The sequence below is a fragment of the Bacteroides sp. 11BF genome (assembly GCF_019633765.1).
Classification (GTDB): domain Bacteria; phylum Bacteroidota; class Bacteroidia; order Bacteroidales; family Bacteroidaceae; genus Bacteroides; species Bacteroides hominis.
On record NZ_JAFKPJ010000011.1, the window covers coordinates 15810 to 34088 of the forward strand.

The following is an 18279-nucleotide window of genomic DNA, read 5'->3' on the forward strand; positions in this document are numbered from 1 at the left end:
TTCATCCATTTCATTGAAATAGACTGCAAATATACGTTATGTGTTTCAATCCTATACTCTGATTTTTATCATATATATTCTGATAATGTCTGGTGGCTAATCGACCATCAGGTCGATTCATCCGCTTGTTTTCTGTATTATTTTATTTCTAAACAATATGTATGACACCAATAAACAAAGTAAAAATGGTATTGTAGTATCATACAAGCACATTGCACCAGAAAATAAAATCATCAAAATAGGAATAAGAAAAAATGATAGGGAACTATACAGTATGCTGTTTCTAACTCTTGCAAAGCAGTTCAAGAACAAAGTGATTGCTCCGGTAGATAATGCCAAAATTCCCAAAATTGACCAAGCCAATGCCATGCCTCTATAAGAAGCATCCATATCTGGTACAGGTTTTATATTTTGAGTCTTTAGCCAAAGAATACCCGTAGTACACAATAGGCTAATACATAATATTCCAAACCATATTTTCAATAATAGTTTGATTATATAGTATTTCTGTTTCATTTTTCGTTTATTTATTATCAAGTTAATGTCCGGTGGCAGCATTTTAATTCGAGCTATCTTTCATCATTATTCGTAGTTGTTTTTGCGTAGGTAATGTTTTCCATCCTTTATCTGGTGCTTTTAGAGTAAACCAAGATGGTACGCTGTCTAATATAAGATGTCGGTCGGGGGCTTTGGCTAAGAATGTTACAAAGTAACGGGTTCCGATTGGAGTGTTTTTACTCTCGGCAAATGATATAAAAAAACTTCCTTCATATAAAGTCTTATTATATATAAATTCATATTTTGCACTTTGCCCTCTATAAGCAGAACCGTATTTAATAAGAGTTACGATAGAATATATGCCATCCTTTTTTACATTGTTGTTTCTAATTGTTGAGACAGCATACAATAGAATGAATACTACAATAGGGATTATAAATTTTAAAATCTTGGTTTGCTTAATCATATTTATTGCTATTCTAAATACTTTCATTTTTTTACTCTGTTGATAATGGGATGCAGCTTGCCGCCGTTAGGTGGCACAGGTGCTTGTTATCAACTATATTACATCTCCAATTTCTAAAAAAATTATAGCCACCTATATCTTCTGCTTTGAAGAATATACCCTTACCTGCTTCACGAGGTATTATATTATCTCCTTTTAAAGTTTCAGCTCCAATAATTTCTTTTATACATTCTTTTCCTGTCAGTCCGCTAACACCAAATCGTAAAGTACTTTGCGGTAATGCTGGAATTTCTATATCTGTATCAATTCCAGTTAACTCTACATTTTCTTTAGGCAGCCATTTTAGCCTATTAAGATTTTTTACAATCAACTCTTTAGGATTCTTTTCAAAGTTGAGTTCTACTAACTTCAGACCCACAAAATGTTTCTGCAAATTATCCGCTATTTCTTTTTTGCAAATAGTATATGTGCTATATACAAAATCAGGTATTACGTTCCCTTTGGCTATCCAATCATCCCACATCACTTTAATACCTTTTGAAAGGTTTTGCCCCATTTGTGCGTGAAGGTGGGCATATTGGGGATTTATATTTATCGCTATTCTATATACTTTCATTTTTTTACAATGTTGATAATGGTGTTGTGAATAACTGTCTTTTTAAGCTGTTTATTCATTTGTTAGCTATCTTCCCATTTCATTAAAATTAGTTCCAAATCGCTTTTTAAGAGGTTGCAATCATATTCGATTTTCTTTTTCTGCAATTTATCAGAAACATATTGTATATAATACAAGAAATCGCTTATGATTATTTTCTTCTGCTCCAATAGCGGTAATTCACCGAATTTACGGCTAAAATGACATTCGACCTTTATATGATACACTCCGTTTTGATTTACCAAACGCCCCCATTTATACTTAGGACGAATATAATATTTACCATTAAATCCTTCTGGCACTTCATTTTGAGAATGAAAGTATTCATACCTGACAGATTCATTTTCGTCATCGTGATGACTGAAAAACATTGAAATGCCAAGATAAGAAAAGCTATCGCCATATTCTTCCGGTCGAAGTTCATGCACGACCAAATCTTTTAGTCTATCAAGACTTTCATAGAACGGTTGAACTGATTTTTGATAGTTCCCTGACTTCTGCCACCGAATAGGCGATTTGGGCAATAAATTTCGTTGCGACTGAAATTTATAACCAGTATAATAGGTTTTATCACTACCATTTTCCAAAACATAGGAATCTTTTAATTTACTCCATCCTTGCTCATCCTTAATTTCAAAATATTGGTTCATCAATGAAGTATAGAAACTACCATTTATCCAGCGTTGAACTTTCGCTTCCAAAGGTTCTCTATCTCCCCAGCCAATAATTTTTAAAGCCTCACATACTCTCACAAGTTCATTCCATTCTTTAATGTTTTCGTAGTGGTATAACTTATCAAACTGACTAAAAAGCCAATTTCTAGCTTTTCCCTGTTCCTGTTTACTTAAATGAACAGACAGTTCATCAAGATTCTCTATGTTATAAATTTCAATCATTTCCTTAATAGCTAATGCCTGGCAGCGTGCCGCTTTAGGCGGTTTGCTGTTTGTTAGCATCATATTATTTATTCTTTATTTAATAGCTGACATTTTGAAACTCTTAAGAATAGCATTGATGTTGTCATCAGTCAATTCTACACTTTTTAGAATTTCTATGATTCTCAATGTGTCTTTGTTGTCTATTGCGTTATCAAATTCATCCATTTTGTTAGCAATAACAAGACGTTCATTGACGGTCATACCACCATATCTGTTTTGCGGTACGAGAGCTTTTTCTAATTGAGTAATTAGAATATCTGCTTGTACTTTACAATCTGAACTTAAAGTATCAGCATTCTTGAATATTAACTCCTTAAACAAATTTAAGAAGTCATACCAACCATCAGTCAAGCCATTGACATGTAATTTTGCATTTATAAGTTGTTCTGCCAACTGATTATTTTCAGACTTTATATTACTACATAGGGTATCATACCTTTGCCAATATTCAGACCAGTTATTTATTCTTTTGCTCATAATTCATTCATTGATGCTAACCGGCAGATAAACCACCTTAAATGTTTCATCTGTTTGTTAGCAACCTCTTTTCGTTTTATAGATTATTTCAGAATATCCATTTGGAAATGATTTGGTAATAGTTTCTAAAGTCCCATCGTCTTGATATTGGAATATGTGAACTAAATCACTACCACTTTTACCATCAATATCATATTGTTTAATTTCAATATGTGTCAAGGCATTTTCATTATAGATGTAATTCTCTTCACGGCTACCACGACTACCACATGACTGTAACCGTTTCAACTTTCCGCCCTCGAAAAAGTAATGGCGTACATTTATCAAACGTTTACCATTATTATATAGAATACTTTTCACAAGATTGTCTGTATAATATAGGAAAGTGTGATAAAACTGATTTTCAATTGAACAACCAACCTTAACTTCGACTATTTGATTTTGATTATTAAACCCGTAGATACAAAGATTTTTGGTGCTTTTTACTGTATCAGGACGCTTTACAGGTTTTCCTTGTCTGAAACCATTACGCTGATAGGAATATGGGGTAAGCTCATAAAACTCGCCCTTATACAACTCAGTCCTGACAACATCGCTTTCTATTTGTTGTCTTATGATTTCAAAGTCATTTTTCAATGCTTCAAATTCAGTTCTTAAAGTTTCTTCAATCATTTCCATTTATTTTGGGTTGCTAATGTCTATCGGCTAACTAACTTTTCGGAAGTTAAGCCGTTTGTTAGCATTTATTTTTACTTTATCATGATGTTTTTATTGTTGATTTTGATATATTGTTCCCCAATTAAATACTCCCTAATTCATACTGTATATATTTAAGATTATTAGGCTCTAACTTTTGATTATTTAAAAACTCTTGTCGATACTCTTTTAATGTAGAACGATTAGGGGCACTATATTGATCTTCTCCAGTATTTGTATTTTCCCACATACATACAGGGCAAATATCAAATATTTCCATTTTTCTATATACTTTATAGTTACAACATGGACAACAATATCCTAATAATGACACCGGCTTATCAATTAACTCAATATGAATATTATATAAAGCAAAGAAAATCTCTTCAATGTATTCATTAGTAACTAAATCATTATATGAAAATCGATCAAGTATATACTTATTATTACTATATTTTTGAATCTCTTTAAAATCCAAACTATTGCTTTTGTCATATACTTTTACTTTGGAATTATAATCAGATATTATATCTGCCTTTTCTTCATTTGATAAATGGAGAAGATGGTGGTATTTTATTAACCTAATAGCTTCTTTTCTTTTTAATTGGATCATTTTCTCAGTTTATTTTCAATGCTAATGTCCGGCAGATAAACCACCTTAAATGTTTCATCTGTTTGTTAGCAACCTCTTTTTGTTTTATAGATTATTTCAGAATATCCATTTGGAAATGATTTGGTGATGGAGTCTAAAGCCCCATCGTCCTGATATTGGAATATGTGAACCAAGCCTCCAGCGTTTTCCCCCTCTTCATTATACTGTTTGATTTCAATATGTGTCAAGACATTTCCATCATAGATGTAATTCTCTTCACGGCTACCATAATTACCACAAAGTAGCAACCGATTCAGCTTTCCATCCTTGAAAAAGTAATGACATACATTCATCAGATGTTTGCCATTATCATAGAGAATACTTTTCACAAGATTGTCAGTATAAAATAGGAAGGTGTGATAGAATTGATTTTCAATCGAACAACCAGCCTTTACTTCAATTATTTTTGCTTGATCATTAAATCCATATACACAAAGATTTTTGCTACTTTTTATTGTATCAGGACGTTTTACAGGCTTCCCTTGTTTGAAACCATTACGCTGATAAGAGAATGGGGTAAGTTCATAAAACTCACTTTTATAATATTCATTTCTTACGACCTCTTTTTCAATTTGTTGCCTTATAAGTTCAAAGTCGTTTTTATATGCTTCAAATTCAGCTTTTAACCTTTCGTTCATCATATATTTTTGTTATTTAGGTTGCTAATGGCTGTCGGCTAACTAACCGTTTAGGAAGTTAAGCCGTTTGTTATGAACATTTATTGCAAATAGGATTCTTCTATATCCTCTTTACTCATACCTTCCTCTATACTGACCCAAATATCTTGTAGATTACCGTTCATTTTGTTCTCATTAATCTTTAACTCGGCATCATCAGTCTGCCCGGTAAGCAGATAATTTCCATCTAACCATGAAAACAGATCAGACATTGTGTCCCATATCACTGTTCTTACTAAAAAAAGAATATGCTCTTTCTCTTTTTCAGATAAAGTTTGAAAAGTCTTTATTGCTTTAGAGTAATCATCTGAGCCATCAACGGGCTTGTTGTAAGCGTCTTTATATAAGTTTATGGCATTATCATACAACCTGCTCTTTAAAGCATAAACTAATTCTACTGTATTCATTTATTTTATTTTTAATTTCGTTTAATTGTTCATAATGGGATGCAGCTTGCCGCCGTTAGGCGGAATAGGTGCTTGTTAGTAGCGTCATTCCATTTTATACATTTTTTTCTCCCAACCTTTTAATTCTTGAAGAACAGGTTTAGGATTTTGCAATATCTGATTTAGAAATTCTATAAAGTTAGGTGCTAATACTTCCGTTGCAGGTGTTTCGTAATCAAAGAGGACGATTTCACCTTCTTTATTCTCATTATCTGTCAATTTAAGAGCTATCACACCATAATCAGAATATTGACCTATCGCAAAATACCCTTTATCAAGAATTTCCTCTTGCAGTTCCTTATTATTTTCAATTAGGATTTTATTCCATGAATGAATGGGCTTTGGATATAGACGAACATCTAAATCCCAAAACATTTCATAAAAGTGTTTATATTTCAAGTAGGTCTTGTATGAAAGCGGAAGGATAACATTTAATTTACTTTCTAATTTGGAAATATCCTCGTCTGAAATTTGATTATCTATCACTTTCCATACATGGTCTTTGTCCGTAATAATGTTCACCATATAATTAGTATGTTCCGGTTGAGTGACATATATCTTAACCGATTTCCCTTGAAGTATGCTATTATCTAACAAAGCCTGCATTTCAGGTTCTATGGGTTTCTCGTAAAAAGGAACATACATAAGATATTCTCTATGTTCTTTCACAAAGCCCAAACATTCATCTACATATTTCTTCACTACTTCTTCCATACTATTTTGTTTTTTTATTCGCTACTAATGTTTGGCGGATAATCGACCGTTAGGGAGATTTATCCGTTTGTTATCGTTCAGTTATCTTGTTTCTACTAATCGTCCTATTTCTCCAGTTTTTATGTTAAATGAAAAGCGAAAATCACAATTTGATATATTGATGAAAAAATATAAACTTCCATTTTCAATTCTCACATCAACGAAATGCATCTTTATACCACCATAATATTTACTCCCATATATAGCAATAAACAAATCAGACACATTCCAAATTATTTGATTTGTTGCGCTTAAAACATAAGCTGAATTGTATTCTCCAGTATATGGATTTTCAACAACACCTATTACATTATCATGTTCTAATAAAATAGCACACAAACCACCTTTTTCTTGTTTCCGATTATATATACTCCCGTTATATTCCCATGTAATTTCAATAGGAAGAAAATCGTCAATGGAGTTACAAGATGTTGTACTCAGAGAAATAGGGCGAATATATTTAAATGACTCTATTTTATTCATTCCATTTATTTGTTTGAACGATAATGTTTGGCAGCTAACTGACCATTATTAGGGAAGTTAAGCTACTTGTTATCGACTTATTTAGTATCAAAAGGATATTTGTTCCATAGTTTGTATCGTTCGTTACCTATCCAGCCACATACACAATCTAATAAATCAGCAACATAATCCATTTTTGCTTCATCTTCTTTATTGTTAGCGTAATTTTTATAAAGTGAATGGAGCGTATCATATGCTTCTTGTTGTTCTCCACCTTCTTCTTTATATTGCATTACAATCATAACCCCCTTTTGGAATAAGTTTATATCCAAATGTGAATTATTTACGGATTGTATCTCACTAATATTTTTTATTTTATTGTATAATTCTTCTTTTTCCATTTGATATTATCTGTCGATAATGTATGAAAATAAGCACCGTTTAGGTGGTTCATTTGGTTGTTAGTAGCTCTATTTACTTTTTATATTTTTCATCAGCAGCTTATCGAAAGAAACAAAATATTGCCAAGATGAAAAGAAAAATCGTGGTTACGAGTTGATTATTCCCATTTTTTAAGTTTATAATAACCACTAAAAAATATAAGATTACTCTATTTTAAATGTTTCTTTGAATCTACAAATACCATTCTTTAAATCAACCATTACCATAGGTTCATTTTTTATTGGAGAACCATCAACCATATATAAATGCATAACAGACTTATATAAGGCAAGGCAAAATTCATCAAAATTCAATTTAATCTTTTGTCGAAAATGTAAAATCTCTAATACTGTTTTTTTCTTTATAAAAGAAATAGCAAATGATGAATCCGCACCAATAAAAAGAAATCTTTTCTTATCGCATTGCAATCTATTTATCCCATTTAACAAATCTAATGCAGAAATAAAAACCATCATGGATTGATTCGGAACTGTGTTTTTGGAAGTTATTAATACTTCTTCATTTAGACATAATTCAAAATCCCCTAATTCAAAAGGACTAACTCTGTCGTCTAACGAATTTAAATAAAAGTTGATTTTTATCATATCTTTCTATTTTATTGTTGAGGTTACTAATGGGTTGCAACTAATTGTTTTCAGCACTTAGTTTGTTTGTTAGTCATTCTCATTATTACTTCTTGTGCCTTCTTCTTCCATACTTGATTATTGATTTTCTCTAATCGTATTAAAGCATCATTTTTTTTATTCATTACATATTCAATACAAGCAATATATATTTGATGCAATTCTTGTTGAATAGCCTTTTCTTCGTAGAAAAGCATTATTCTATATAGCTTTTCAAATGATTTTATTTTATTAAAGAAAGGAATAATATCCTTTCCAATTAAGAAATTTATTCTTTCTTGTAATTCCTTTACTTCTACACCTTCATAAAATTCAATGTTGCCATTTTCTTGAAAGAAATCAGAAATTCTACCTCTCAAACAACAATCTGTATTTTTTACACTTTTACCCTTTGGAACTTTACCCCAACACAAACCAAAAACATCTGAAGAATAGATTCCTATCTCCAAGGTATAATATTGCCAATTTTTATCACAATATTTGCCGGGATCAATTCTGAACATATAAACAAAAGGATCACATTGGCATAACCAAGTTAAGCCATTCTTTTTAAAACCTTTTATTTTTATTCCTTTCGATAGTTCTTTGATATACATATTGTTTTATAATGACTAATGTCTGGTGGCTAACCAATCTTTATGGGAGGTTGAGCCGCTTGTTAGTTTCCAATTATCCTTCTAATACAGATTTATATTCTATTTGATTATTCTTTTTCATTATATAACAACACAAAACATGGTCTGAAAAATATTCAACATCACTACCAAGATAAACCATGACGTCAGGTTCATCTTCTAAATTTCCTATGCAGAATCCTATCTCAAAAGGATAAAAACTTTCCAAAAACTTTTCTTTTGATATAGGCAAAGTAATCTTAGAATCTTCAGCCCAAGTTTCAGCAGTCTGCAAATATCCTTCATCTATAATATTTTGAAGAACCAGGTTTCTGTCTTGATTAAAGCGAATCAACCTATATTTTATTTCTTCTATAAAAGGGGAAATGTCATGATTTTCCGTATAAAAATAAATAACGGTTTGAAGCAAGACTTCTTCATCCCACATTTCTACGGTAATATTTTCATAATTAATCGACCGATTGAAATACTCTATCGTTATATCTTCAATTTTCATAATTAAATTCATTTAATGGAAACTAACGTTATGCTAACAGCGGTCATTTAATGTTCCGCTGTTATTTTCTCTAAGTATTTTATTAAATCTCTTCTTCTAAAATATCGTCCAACGGACTTTTAATTTTGCTTTTGTAAGTGTCTGCAATATGGACGTACATCTCTGTTGTTCTAATATTTTCATGCCCCAACAGTTCTTTTATGATTTTCAAGTCCGTTCCTTGTTCTATCAAATGTGTAGCGAACGAATGGCGGAACAAGTGGGGATATACTCTTTTTGTTATTCCTGCTTCATGGGCTATCTCTTTCAGTTTTTTGGAAACGATACTTTCAGAGAATTGTACTCCGGCTTCACGTTCAAAAAGCCACTTTTCCGGCTGATACGCTATCCTATATTCTTCCAGTTTATTGATAAACGGTTTGGATAGCAGCGTATATCTGTCTTTCTTCCCTTTTCCCTGTCGTACATGTATCAGTGAACGGGAAATGTTTATATCATCCGGTTTTAGATTCAGCAATTCGCTGATACGAAGTCCTGCCGAGTACAGCAGCGAATACATGCAATAAAACTGCAAATCTTCTTTAGCTACTGTTAGAAAGTCTTTCACTTCTTCCTTGCTCAATACATCCAGCAGTGTCTTCTCACGTTTTGCACGGTTTACCTTGTAGCAGTGACGTTCGTTGCCCAACACCTTTTCATAATAGAACTTGATCGCGTTGATACGTTGGTTCTGCTGGCAGGAAGAGATATTTCTCTTGTCTATCAGATAAAGCAGGTAGGCATTTATTTCGTCAGGCGAAATCCTTTTCAGGTTGCTTCCGGCAAAATGCAGTTGAAAATCTCCGATATAGGTAGTATATACCCGTATTGTATGATCGCTGTAACGCATCTGTTTCAGCTTTTCCAAAAAGCCCACAGGCAGTTCCGGGCGGATGGTCTTTTCTTTTTCCGGTTTATTTGTAGTGTCTGTTACTTTGGAATAGTCAATAAATGCAAGATTCACATAACGGTCGAAGAATTCTGCCAAAACAAAGTCTTCTGCCGGCAGGTATGCCTTGTTGCTTTCAAACAGCACCCCCTTCTCCTTTGACAACAATAGCCTTGCAGCATCGTTATTTCCGAAAGCTACCTCAATATACCTTCTCCTTCTCCGTATGGAGCGGGAGAGAATCATACGTTCTTTTTTCCGGTATGTTTTTATATTCTTTATTTTGTCAGGCATAATGTCTGTGTTATATGGCTTCTTATCTACTAAATGACGATATTGGGCAAATTTATGCTATTTCCTTCTATTCTCTATTCTGATTTTTATCACATACATTCTGATAATTCATCAATATAGGTATTATGCCTCTAAAAATACGGTTTTGTCTAATCACCCACAAAGGAATCTGTTAGTTTTTTCCTATATCCTATAAAATAGAACAATACGGCTCCTCGTTTCGGAAGAATTCCCAATTAACAATGTTAATGCTATTCTTAAAGTATTCTATTCTTGAATAGAAAGAATAAATCTTTTGCACTTAAAAGACTTCTTCTTTATCATCAAAAGCCTTGCTTTAACACTGTGTTAAAACAAGGCTTTGACCGACAAGCAGCAAAGCGTCATAATCATCTAATTTGCAAACAGATATATAAAACATTCAATTCATATCCCCTGAATTCCGTTCATACATTCTAAAAGAAGATAATTACTTTTCTGACAAGTAAAGTTTCATTCTAAATCAATACTAACGTAAGCTATTTATTAGGGCACAGCGATAAATTACAAATAAAAAAAGCCGCAAAGTCTTTTTATAGACTCTGCGGCTTGGGTTGTGTGTGCTTTTTTAGATCTTCATGTGTATTAGTTGGCTAATCCCGGATTGGCAGCAATAGCATCTTTCGGAATAGGAATCGTATAGCGTGGATCATCCTGTTCCAGTATATAGGTTTCGCCTTGGAGAACTTTCACAATCCGTGGACGCGTAGTACGACGAAGGTCAAACCAACGATGTCCCTCAAAAGCAAGTTCACGGGCACGTTCATTCAATATTTCACCAATCAAAGCATCTTTATCCATTGTATTCACAGCATTCTTTTTCTCAACATAAGCTACGGGAGTGTAACGTTTCTGCATCAGTTCCAAAAGACGCGTACGTGCCTGCGGCAATTTGTCCAGACGCGCAGCAGCCTCGGCTGCATTGAGATAAAGTTCACCTACACGGAAAGTACAGGAGTAATCTCTTTTCCCTCCTTTAGAACTCTTTCGATTTCCATTTTCATCGGGAGCAGCAAAATAGGCAGCCAATCTCCTGTCACCTTCCTGATAAATAGTAAGAAAAGAGGCAGGAGCCCATGCGGCGTTATTGACTACTGAACTCATAACTTGCTCCAATGCCGTTATGGTTTCAACTGATTCAAAATGATTAGGCAGAACAAAGGAGGCTTCGTTCATATCAACAAGAACAGATTTTTTTGCTAATACTGCTTCGGCAGATTCCAGACATTTCTGCCACTCACCCATATATAGGCTGACACGGGACTGCAATGCATCTACTGCCAAAACGCTGAACCGATAAGAAAAAACTGTTTCCCATTCTTCTTTGTTTATCAGTTCACGAGCTCGTTCGATATCTGACAAAATAGAAATATAAACTTCTTCTACAGTATTGCGTCCTAATGTCTTTTCAATATCCGTATCCAACTTCAAAGGTACTGACTTTGAACTTAAGGCTCCGGGCTTAGTATATGGCTGACCATGTAAGTTTACCAAAACAAAATGCATATAAGCACGAAGTAGATAGGCCTCCCCTACCAACTGGTTCACTACTTCAGGAGTGCCCTCTGTAATTTCTTTTTCATTCTCGATCAACTGGTTAGCTATAAAAAGTACATTATAGAAATTGGACCAGGTAAACTGACTCGTTCCCGGAAACGGAGAAACATCATTCCAACGTTCGATGTCTCCGAATGAATTCCGGTCGTATTCATTATCATTCACCATCATCTCGTCCGAACGAAAACAAGCTTGTCCGCGGTCCTTCGGTACATTCAGATAAGCACGCGCCAATAAAGCGCGATACTCTTCAGCAGTTTGGGGGATCACGCTTCCCACCGGTTTTATGTCCAGATAACTATCACAGGCAGATAGCATCAACAGACAACTCAACAAAGTCAAAACATATATTTTTTTCATCTTCTTTTTTCTGCTTAATGATTAAAAATTTAAATTCAAGCTAAACGTAACTGATTTAGGAATGGGCGGTGCATACGGATTGTACATTGATTCCGGATCGAGGAAATTCTTGTAGCTTGAACCAAATACAAGTAGATTACGTCCTTCAATAGCTACCGAAGCTGACCCCATTCCCAAAGCTTTGGTCATTTTCTCCGGTAAACGATAACCTAAACGCAGATTCTGCAAACGGAAATAATTCAGCTTCTTCACCCAAATATCCAGATGCCGATATATATCACTCTTTTGATCATACCAATAATACTCATCAGCACGTTTTTCACTGGTAATCAATGCCGGTAAATGTCCGTCGGTGTTTTCCGGAGTCCAACGATCCAAAATGTCACGATTCACATTCTGTCCCCGATCAAAATTGATAGAGTTATAGGAAGGGGTCGTACGTACATATCCTCCTAAATTAAAGGATAAATTCGCTGTCAATTCCCAGTTTTTATAACTGAATGTATTGATCAGACCGCCGGTATAAGGAGTATCTCCCGAACCCATATATGAATAAAATCCACGTTCTTCTGCCGGAGTTACATCCGAACTAACCGTAAAACCTAATCCATAAGGATCCTGTAAGCGATACAGTTCTTTCAAAGTAACCTTCTTCCCTTCTTTATCATAGAACAGAGGGTAACCATCCGCATCCAATCCGGCAGTCTTTATCGCAAAAATAGCACTGACCGGATATCCTTCACGCCCCGGAGTAGTCTGAGCCTCCGGAATAGCTTCCTGCAATACCTTGTTGTTATTGTAGGCAAAGTTGAAGTTCGTATACCATGAGAAATTTTTGGTAGCAACGTTTCGTGTGGAAAGAGATACTTCCACACCTTTATTGGTCATACTCGCCCAATTGACACTGGTCGAAACAAAACCGGTTTCAAGTGGCAACATTTGTCTTCCGATCAGATCTGTACCTTTGCGATAGTAATAATCCACACTCAGGTTAATTGCCTGATTGAGTACCGAAAAATCAAACCCAACATTCACGGATTGAGTTTTCTCCCAACGAAGTTTCTTGTTCGGAGCCGAGTTTATATCGATCATATGTTCGGATCCACCCGGTAAAATATTGTCTACCACATATTTGCCCAACAAGAAAGGAGAAGTGTTTTTATCTATATTTCCCTGAATACCATATGAAGCACGGAATGCAAGATTATCCATCCACTTTCTGGCTCCCTGCATGAAAGGTTCATTCGATAACCGCCATAATCCACTTATTGAATACAGAGGGAGATAACGGTACTTCTTATCGACACCAAATAAATCCGAACCGTCAAAACGGATACTTCCTCCGAATGTATAACGGTTCATCAACGAATAGGAAGCTGTGGAGAAGAAAGAAACATAAGCATTCTCTTTATACGTTTTCTTATGGAGTGGAAATTGTTTGGCGCGATCTTCGTCCGGAAAGATAACCGGCTTCGTGGTCAACGTCTGTCTGTCGAAGCCATATCCCGCGGAAAAGAGTGTCTCATACCAGGTTTTACGCAATTCAGTACCCACCATTATTTCCAGTTCGTGAATATCATTGAAGCTATCCCGATATTCTCCCATTGCCTTCCAGGTAATCTGAGAATTCGTGTTTTCATATGCCTTGTGCACGCCTCCGTCCGGTATGAAGTATTTGTTGCTCTGAGAAGCAGAATCCCAATATTTACTGTTCTTACGGGTTAAACGCATTGAGAAACTTTCCTGGTCGGCAATCTGTTCTTTTGAGGCCTTCTCTAATTGCAACCCAAGCTGGGTAGTAAACTTCAGCTTATCATTGAATCTCAGTTCAGCATCGAAAATAGATGAAATCGCATTAATCGTCTCTTCGTTCGATGTATTTTTACGTTCCTCAAAAATATTAAAACCTAAATCTGTATCAGAAGTATTTTGTACATCGAAATCGTACACGTAATTTCCATTTGCGTCGAAAGGCTGATAATATGGATTGGCCTTGCGTGAATAATAAACCGGATTCACTAATCCGTACGTATCTGTCAGGTAAGTTTTGTTATTACGACGGTTGGCAAACAAAGAAGCACCGAACTTTAACATGCGGTTGACTTTATACGAAGTCTTCGCTACAATATTCAAACGATCCAACCCAACACCTTTTACGTTACCGTTTTCTTTATAATATCCGATAGAGGTATAATAGGTTACACGTTCGTTACCTCCCGAAAGGCTCAAACTATACTCCTGATTAAAAGCATCACGAAAGAGAATATCATTCCAATCGGTTTCAGTATCCCGTAACCGGTTGATATCGGCTTGCGCTTCAGAAGTCAATGCTCCCCAGCCCCCGTTTTTGTATGCATCGGTCAGACCGTAGCCGGAAATGATTTTAGAGACTCCACCCTTATTATTCCCATAGGCAAAATTAGAACGGAGCAGTTCAAGTTCCAGATCTACTTTCTCCTGAGAGTTCAACAGATTCAAACGCTTGGAACTCAGTGTAGGCATATAAGTAAACTTTGAAGAAAAGTTAATCACCGGCTTCCCTACTTTTCCTTTTTTAGTAGTTATCACAATCACACCATTTGCAGCGCGAGCCCCGTAAATGGCAGTAGCAGCCGCATCCTTCAGTACGGTAATATTTTCAATATCCGCAGGATTCAATCCGGCAATAGACGACTGTTGTATATTAGAAATATCATTCAAGATCTCCGACTGAGGTACATCCGTACCTTCCAATGGAATACCATCCAGAACCCACAACGGATCCTGAGTTCCATTTAATGACGAAGTTCCACGAATACGTATTTTTGCCGGTGCACCGGGTGCACCGGAAGTAGAGGTTACGGAAAGTCCGGCAATTTGTCCGGCCAATGCCTGGTCGATACTTTTTACAGCACCAATAGTTTCATCCGAAATGTTCAGCTTCCCAACGGCAGCTGTCAGTTTACGACGTTCTACAGTTTGATAACCGGTCACTACTACTGCATCAAGCATTTGTGCCGATGGAGAAAGAGTTATTTCATATTGATTCTTCCCGGGAACAAGCTTAATTTCCTGCACATCATATCCTACATAGCTACAGAATAGACGAGTTACTCCCTCGGGTACTGAAATATTGAATTTACCATTTATGTCGGTAATCACTCCTGTCATTGTCGGAGAGTTGCCGTCTTTTGACAGATCCTCTGCCTTTATATAGACAGAAGCACCTATCAACGGCATATTATCTTCCGATGAGATCACCACTCCTTGAACTTGCCTGTCGGCGGCAAATGCAGAAGTCAATGCTCCGACAAAAGACAATAAAAGAATAAAAACGTGTCTTTTCATTTGTTACATCCTATAAAATTAATACTCATTTTGAAAACTGTCTTTTATTTATATAAATACACAAAGCCCCTCGCTCAGCAAATAAAATCGTTGAGTGTTTGTCAGAGGGAACTTTGTGTTTTTAGTGTATTTACTTAGAAATGCCTAACGCAGTATTGATACGCAAAATTAAATCTTTATAATGATATTTGGTGGCTACATCCGATGTACCCAGACGGCTCTGGAGCAAATCTTTAATGCGGAGCAGCTCTCCCCGTTTCACTGAAATGGCATCTGAAATACGATTTATCTGAGAACCATAAAAATTCAGTTCACGGCGTGCCCCCATACGGTCGGCGTATGCCGAACGATGTGCATGATCGTCACAACTGCAAAGCGGTGCCTGATGATCGAACAAGAAATGGTTATCGGTCAACTTTTTGTTCACCTTCACTCCTTCGCTTTCGGCAGCAGCAGTAATCAATGCATCTACAAAGCCTTTTTGCAAATTGCGGGTCATCACATCGGGTAAGCCGCCACGCTCGGTTACGGCAAAAATCCCCTTATGCAGACCATCCATCATTTCCACGGCTGTGAAAGCCTTTCTGCCGTTTACAGACTCATTCTCAAGCATACGCATCAGGCGATTATTTGATAGCAAGTCCCAAAAGATATAGGACTGTGCATTTTTCAACACTTGAGTCGGTGCATTCTCCACTACTCCTAAAGGTGTATTTCTGAGCAGATAAGTATATTGTGCAACCTCCGGATCGAACAACCACTCAGGATAACACAATACTTCATCGAGCAAAAACTTCAAAGCAGCCTGCTGCTTCTCTTTTTCCACAAACGTATAAGTCTTCTCGCCATCACCTACGGTTGTATTCTCAATATAAATACCCCCGATATTTGCCATCACATGATAGAGATAATTATTCCATTGATTGATAACTGCGTAATACAAACGTGATGCCTCTTCGTATGTCTGCCCTTTCTCCCCGGTAGTGGTCCACTGGATTATTTGAGGAACAATACGCTTCAAATTGGCAATACCATACTGCGAAGAACGAATGGGGTCATCACCAAGATCCTCGTTCTGCGCACGAGGGTCAACGGCATCCCGGGGATCCTGTGCCTCGCTATACTTGTAAAGCCGATCGGTATGTTTTGCCAGAAAATCCTGCAACAATCCTTTTTCTTCTTCCGGAGTCTGTTTGCCATACCAACGGTAACCATATTCTATGGCAAAAATATCATAAGGTCCGATATGAGGTGACAAAGCTTTCACACCGTCACCGGGCTGTGCCACATAATTAAAGCGGGCATAGTCCATTATGGATGATGAAGTAGAATTCATCCGGTCGGTAAATGCTTTCGAACGGAGAGAGTCGGTAGGAAAAGCCCAAGAACCCATCATATTATGACGTAACCCGAGTGAATGCCCCACTTCATGGCAAGCGACAAAACGCATAGCATCCCCCATCAGGCTATCCGGCAGTGTTACGCCGCGAGCCTCGGGACGAACCACACCGGTTTGTACCGTAATCCACTCCTGAAGCATTGAAAGCACATTATGCCACCACATTATATCAGCCTCAAGTATTTCCCCCGAACGCGGATCAAGAATAGAGGGCCCCATCGCATTTGCCTTGGTAGATGCGGCATATGTCAATACAGAGTAGTTTACATCATCCATATCCACCTCCATATCATCGGTAATATCTTTGGCTATAATGGCATTCTTAAATCCGGCATGCTCAAAAGCTACCTGCCAGTCTTCAATTCCTTGTTTGATATACTTCCTCCACCGATAAGGCGTAGAGTTTTCTATATAAAATACAATGGGCTTCTGGGGCTCTACCAGTTCACCCCGCAGATATGCTTCCCTGTCCTCAGGCTTTGGTTCAAGACGCCAGCGGGTAATGAATTGTTTTTTATTCACCCGTTGTTGCCCATCACTGAAATTAGTCAGAGGATTAGTAAAATACCCCACACGAGGATTGTCCAGACGTCCGGTCATCGGCACTTCGGGAAGCAACAGGATAGATGAACTTACCTCCACTGTCACGTAGATAGTAGTAGTCCCTTCTGTGACACGTGTAGTGAGTTCTGAAGTTGCCACTACATTATTATCGAAAGACTTAATGGATAAAATTCTCGATAAGTTCTTTATAGCCGATGTTCCCAGATTAATATTGGTAAATACGTTATTAATACTTGTCTCCGTACCATCATATATGTCGTTTACCTTAATCAACATGCTGGTAGAGTCATTATTATATGCCTCTATCTTGAAACCGGCTATTAACGGAGATATATAGTTGTCCTTCACCGATTGGCTGATAGCATCTTCGGATGGAAAAAGAGGCAAAGGCCGACTTTGACGGATTAATAATTTATTAGCCGGCTTGTCCAGCTCCAAACGGATCATTTGGTTCTCATAGTTAGTTCCGCGGTTCACTCCGGCCTCATTCAGTTCCGAAGGTACTCGTTGCAGTTTATTTACTACCAGCATATCACGTCCCAACAAAGTGGCGGGAATCTCAAAGTAGTAATCATTCTTCTTCCGGAACACATTGAACATACCGCGATGAGCGACACTATCGCTTCCCGTCAGTTTCTCATACTCATTCTCAACTTTGACGCTGTCTTGGGGATTGCTCTTCTTTTTCTTTTTCGAGAACCATCCCATTTCAGAAATAGCGGGAGGTTCAACACGCATAGCAGCGACAGGCTCGCACAAAAATGAACCGGTGGCCACAGTGGTCAGTAGGATTGTTTTTAGTCTCATGTTAAATCTAATTAGCACTTAACCTTATTCTACGCTATGGAATAAGGGGGCGCAAAGGTAACAAAATA

At 36.5% G+C, this 18279-nt stretch carries 19 protein-coding genes; 1 reads left to right on the forward strand and 18 read right to left on the reverse strand.

What is annotated here, in order from left to right; translation table 11 throughout:
- Positions 1–157 precede the first annotated feature (157 nt).
- Positions 158–379, forward strand: a complete 222-nt coding sequence (locus JZY04_RS12610; protein WP_032539351.1) for a hypothetical protein — start codon at positions 158–160, stop codon at positions 377–379.
- Positions 380–559: 180 nt separating this feature from the next.
- Here the strand turns inward: JZY04_RS12610 and JZY04_RS12615 are convergent, their stop codons facing one another.
- The 18 genes from JZY04_RS12615 to JZY04_RS12700 all read right to left on the reverse strand — a co-directional run bounded on the left by JZY04_RS12615 (position 560) and on the right by JZY04_RS12700 (position 18211).
- The gene (locus JZY04_RS12615) at positions 560–991 is read right to left on the reverse strand and encodes a hypothetical protein (RefSeq protein ID WP_122143354.1); all 432 of its coding nucleotides are present in this window, start codon (positions 989–991) and stop codon (positions 560–562) included.
- Positions 992–995: 4 nt separating this feature from the next.
- Positions 996–1580, reverse strand: a complete 585-nt coding sequence (locus JZY04_RS12620; RefSeq protein WP_122143355.1) for a hypothetical protein — start codon at positions 1578–1580, stop codon at positions 996–998.
- A 62-nt stretch (positions 1581–1642) separates the two neighbouring features.
- Positions 1643–2578, reverse strand: a complete 936-nt coding sequence (locus JZY04_RS12625; RefSeq protein WP_122143356.1) for a hypothetical protein — start codon at positions 2576–2578, stop codon at positions 1643–1645.
- A gap of 12 nt (positions 2579–2590) precedes the next feature.
- Positions 2591–3034 carry a hypothetical protein gene (locus JZY04_RS12630; protein ID WP_122143357.1) on the reverse strand — a complete coding sequence of 148 codons (444 nt, stop codon included), beginning with the start codon at positions 3032–3034 and terminating at the stop codon, positions 2591–2593.
- Positions 3035–3091: 57 nt separating this feature from the next.
- Complete coding sequence (locus JZY04_RS12635; protein ID WP_122143358.1) at positions 3092–3712, reverse strand: hypothetical protein; 621 nt, start codon at positions 3710–3712, stop codon at positions 3092–3094.
- 121 nt (positions 3713–3833) lie between these two features.
- On the reverse strand, positions 3834–4343 hold the full coding sequence (locus JZY04_RS12640; protein WP_250706913.1) for a CPCC family cysteine-rich protein: 510 nt from the start codon (positions 4341–4343) through the stop codon (positions 3834–3836).
- Between the two features lie 65 nt (positions 4344–4408).
- Complete coding sequence (locus JZY04_RS12645) at positions 4409–5023, reverse strand: hypothetical protein (protein ID WP_122143359.1); 615 nt, start codon at positions 5021–5023, stop codon at positions 4409–4411.
- A gap of 77 nt (positions 5024–5100) precedes the next feature.
- Positions 5101–5466, reverse strand: a complete 366-nt coding sequence (locus tag JZY04_RS12650) for a hypothetical protein (RefSeq protein WP_122143360.1) — start codon at positions 5464–5466, stop codon at positions 5101–5103.
- 84 nt (positions 5467–5550) lie between these two features.
- On the reverse strand, positions 5551–6219 hold the full coding sequence (locus tag JZY04_RS12655) for an SMI1/KNR4 family protein (RefSeq protein WP_122143361.1): 669 nt from the start codon (positions 6217–6219) through the stop codon (positions 5551–5553).
- Positions 6220–6300: 81 nt separating this feature from the next.
- Positions 6301–6741 carry a hypothetical protein gene (locus tag JZY04_RS12660; RefSeq protein WP_122143362.1) on the reverse strand — a complete coding sequence of 147 codons (441 nt, stop codon included), beginning with the start codon at positions 6739–6741 and terminating at the stop codon, positions 6301–6303.
- Between the two features lie 77 nt (positions 6742–6818).
- Positions 6819–7121: a hypothetical protein gene (locus JZY04_RS12665; protein WP_122143363.1), complete on the reverse strand. Its 303-nt coding sequence runs from the start codon at positions 7119–7121 to the stop codon at positions 6819–6821.
- Positions 7122–7325: 204 nt separating this feature from the next.
- On the reverse strand, positions 7326–7766 hold the full coding sequence (locus JZY04_RS12670) for a hypothetical protein (RefSeq protein WP_122143364.1): 441 nt from the start codon (positions 7764–7766) through the stop codon (positions 7326–7328).
- A 50-nt stretch (positions 7767–7816) separates the two neighbouring features.
- A complete protein-coding gene (locus JZY04_RS12675) occupies positions 7817–8401 on the reverse strand; it encodes a DUF4304 domain-containing protein (RefSeq protein ID WP_122143365.1) in 585 nt (194 codons plus the stop codon).
- A gap of 73 nt (positions 8402–8474) precedes the next feature.
- The gene (locus tag JZY04_RS12680) at positions 8475–8936 is read right to left on the reverse strand and encodes a hypothetical protein (protein ID WP_122143366.1); all 462 of its coding nucleotides are present in this window, start codon (positions 8934–8936) and stop codon (positions 8475–8477) included.
- An 82-nt stretch (positions 8937–9018) separates the two neighbouring features.
- Positions 9019–10158: a site-specific integrase gene (locus tag JZY04_RS12685; RefSeq protein ID WP_255584440.1), complete on the reverse strand. Its 1140-nt coding sequence runs from the start codon at positions 10156–10158 to the stop codon at positions 9019–9021.
- A gap of 624 nt (positions 10159–10782) precedes the next feature.
- Entirely contained in the window at positions 10783–12114 is a 1332-nt protein-coding gene (locus JZY04_RS12690) for a RagB/SusD family nutrient uptake outer membrane protein (RefSeq protein WP_032530208.1), read from the reverse strand.
- A 21-nt stretch (positions 12115–12135) separates the two neighbouring features.
- Positions 12136–15441 carry a SusC/RagA family TonB-linked outer membrane protein gene (locus JZY04_RS12695; RefSeq protein ID WP_122143368.1) on the reverse strand — a complete coding sequence of 1102 codons (3306 nt, stop codon included), beginning with the start codon at positions 15439–15441 and terminating at the stop codon, positions 12136–12138.
- 130 nt (positions 15442–15571) lie between these two features.
- Entirely contained in the window at positions 15572–18211 is a 2640-nt protein-coding gene (locus JZY04_RS12700) for a zinc-dependent metalloprotease (RefSeq protein WP_122143369.1), read from the reverse strand.
- Positions 18212–18279 lie beyond the last annotated feature (68 nt).

What these genes read in the sequence shown, in the direction of transcription:
- JZY04_RS12610 (WP_032539351.1), top strand. Translation starts at nt 158, where the DNA reads ATGTATGACACCAATAAACAAAGTAAAAATGGTATTGTAGTATCATAC.
- JZY04_RS12615 (WP_122143354.1), bottom strand. Translation starts at nt 991, where the DNA reads ATGAAAGTATTTAGAATAGCAATAAATATGATTAAGCAAACCAAGATT.
- JZY04_RS12620 (WP_122143355.1), bottom strand. Translation starts at nt 1,580, where the DNA reads ATGAAAGTATATAGAATAGCGATAAATATAAATCCCCAATATGCCCAC.
- JZY04_RS12625 (WP_122143356.1), bottom strand. Translation starts at nt 2,578, where the DNA reads ATGATGCTAACAAACAGCAAACCGCCTAAAGCGGCACGCTGCCAGGCA.
- JZY04_RS12630 (WP_122143357.1), bottom strand. Translation starts at nt 3,034, where the DNA reads ATGAGCAAAAGAATAAATAACTGGTCTGAATATTGGCAAAGGTATGAT.
- JZY04_RS12635 (WP_122143358.1), bottom strand. Translation starts at nt 3,712, where the DNA reads ATGGAAATGATTGAAGAAACTTTAAGAACTGAATTTGAAGCATTGAAA.
- JZY04_RS12640 (WP_250706913.1), bottom strand. Translation starts at nt 4,343, where the DNA reads ATGATCCAATTAAAAAGAAAAGAAGCTATTAGGTTAATAAAATACCAC.
- JZY04_RS12645 (WP_122143359.1), bottom strand. Translation starts at nt 5,023, where the DNA reads ATGATGAACGAAAGGTTAAAAGCTGAATTTGAAGCATATAAAAACGAC.
- JZY04_RS12650 (WP_122143360.1), bottom strand. Translation starts at nt 5,466, where the DNA reads ATGAATACAGTAGAATTAGTTTATGCTTTAAAGAGCAGGTTGTATGAT.
- JZY04_RS12655 (WP_122143361.1), bottom strand. Translation starts at nt 6,219, where the DNA reads ATGGAAGAAGTAGTGAAGAAATATGTAGATGAATGTTTGGGCTTTGTG.
- JZY04_RS12660 (WP_122143362.1), bottom strand. Translation starts at nt 6,741, where the DNA reads ATGAATAAAATAGAGTCATTTAAATATATTCGCCCTATTTCTCTGAGT.
- JZY04_RS12665 (WP_122143363.1), bottom strand. Translation starts at nt 7,121, where the DNA reads ATGGAAAAAGAAGAATTATACAATAAAATAAAAAATATTAGTGAGATA.
- JZY04_RS12670 (WP_122143364.1), bottom strand. Translation starts at nt 7,766, where the DNA reads ATGATAAAAATCAACTTTTATTTAAATTCGTTAGACGACAGAGTTAGT.
- JZY04_RS12675 (WP_122143365.1), bottom strand. Translation starts at nt 8,401, where the DNA reads ATGTATATCAAAGAACTATCGAAAGGAATAAAAATAAAAGGTTTTAAA.
- JZY04_RS12680 (WP_122143366.1), bottom strand. Translation starts at nt 8,936, where the DNA reads ATGAAAATTGAAGATATAACGATAGAGTATTTCAATCGGTCGATTAAT.
- JZY04_RS12685 (WP_255584440.1), bottom strand. Translation starts at nt 10,158, where the DNA reads ATGCCTGACAAAATAAAGAATATAAAAACATACCGGAAAAAAGAACGT.
- JZY04_RS12690 (WP_032530208.1), bottom strand. Translation starts at nt 12,114, where the DNA reads ATGAAAAAAATATATGTTTTGACTTTGTTGAGTTGTCTGTTGATGCTA.
- JZY04_RS12695 (WP_122143368.1), bottom strand. Translation starts at nt 15,441, where the DNA reads ATGAAAAGACACGTTTTTATTCTTTTATTGTCTTTTGTCGGAGCATTG.
- JZY04_RS12700 (WP_122143369.1), bottom strand. Translation starts at nt 18,211, where the DNA reads ATGAGACTAAAAACAATCCTACTGACCACTGTGGCCACCGGTTCATTT.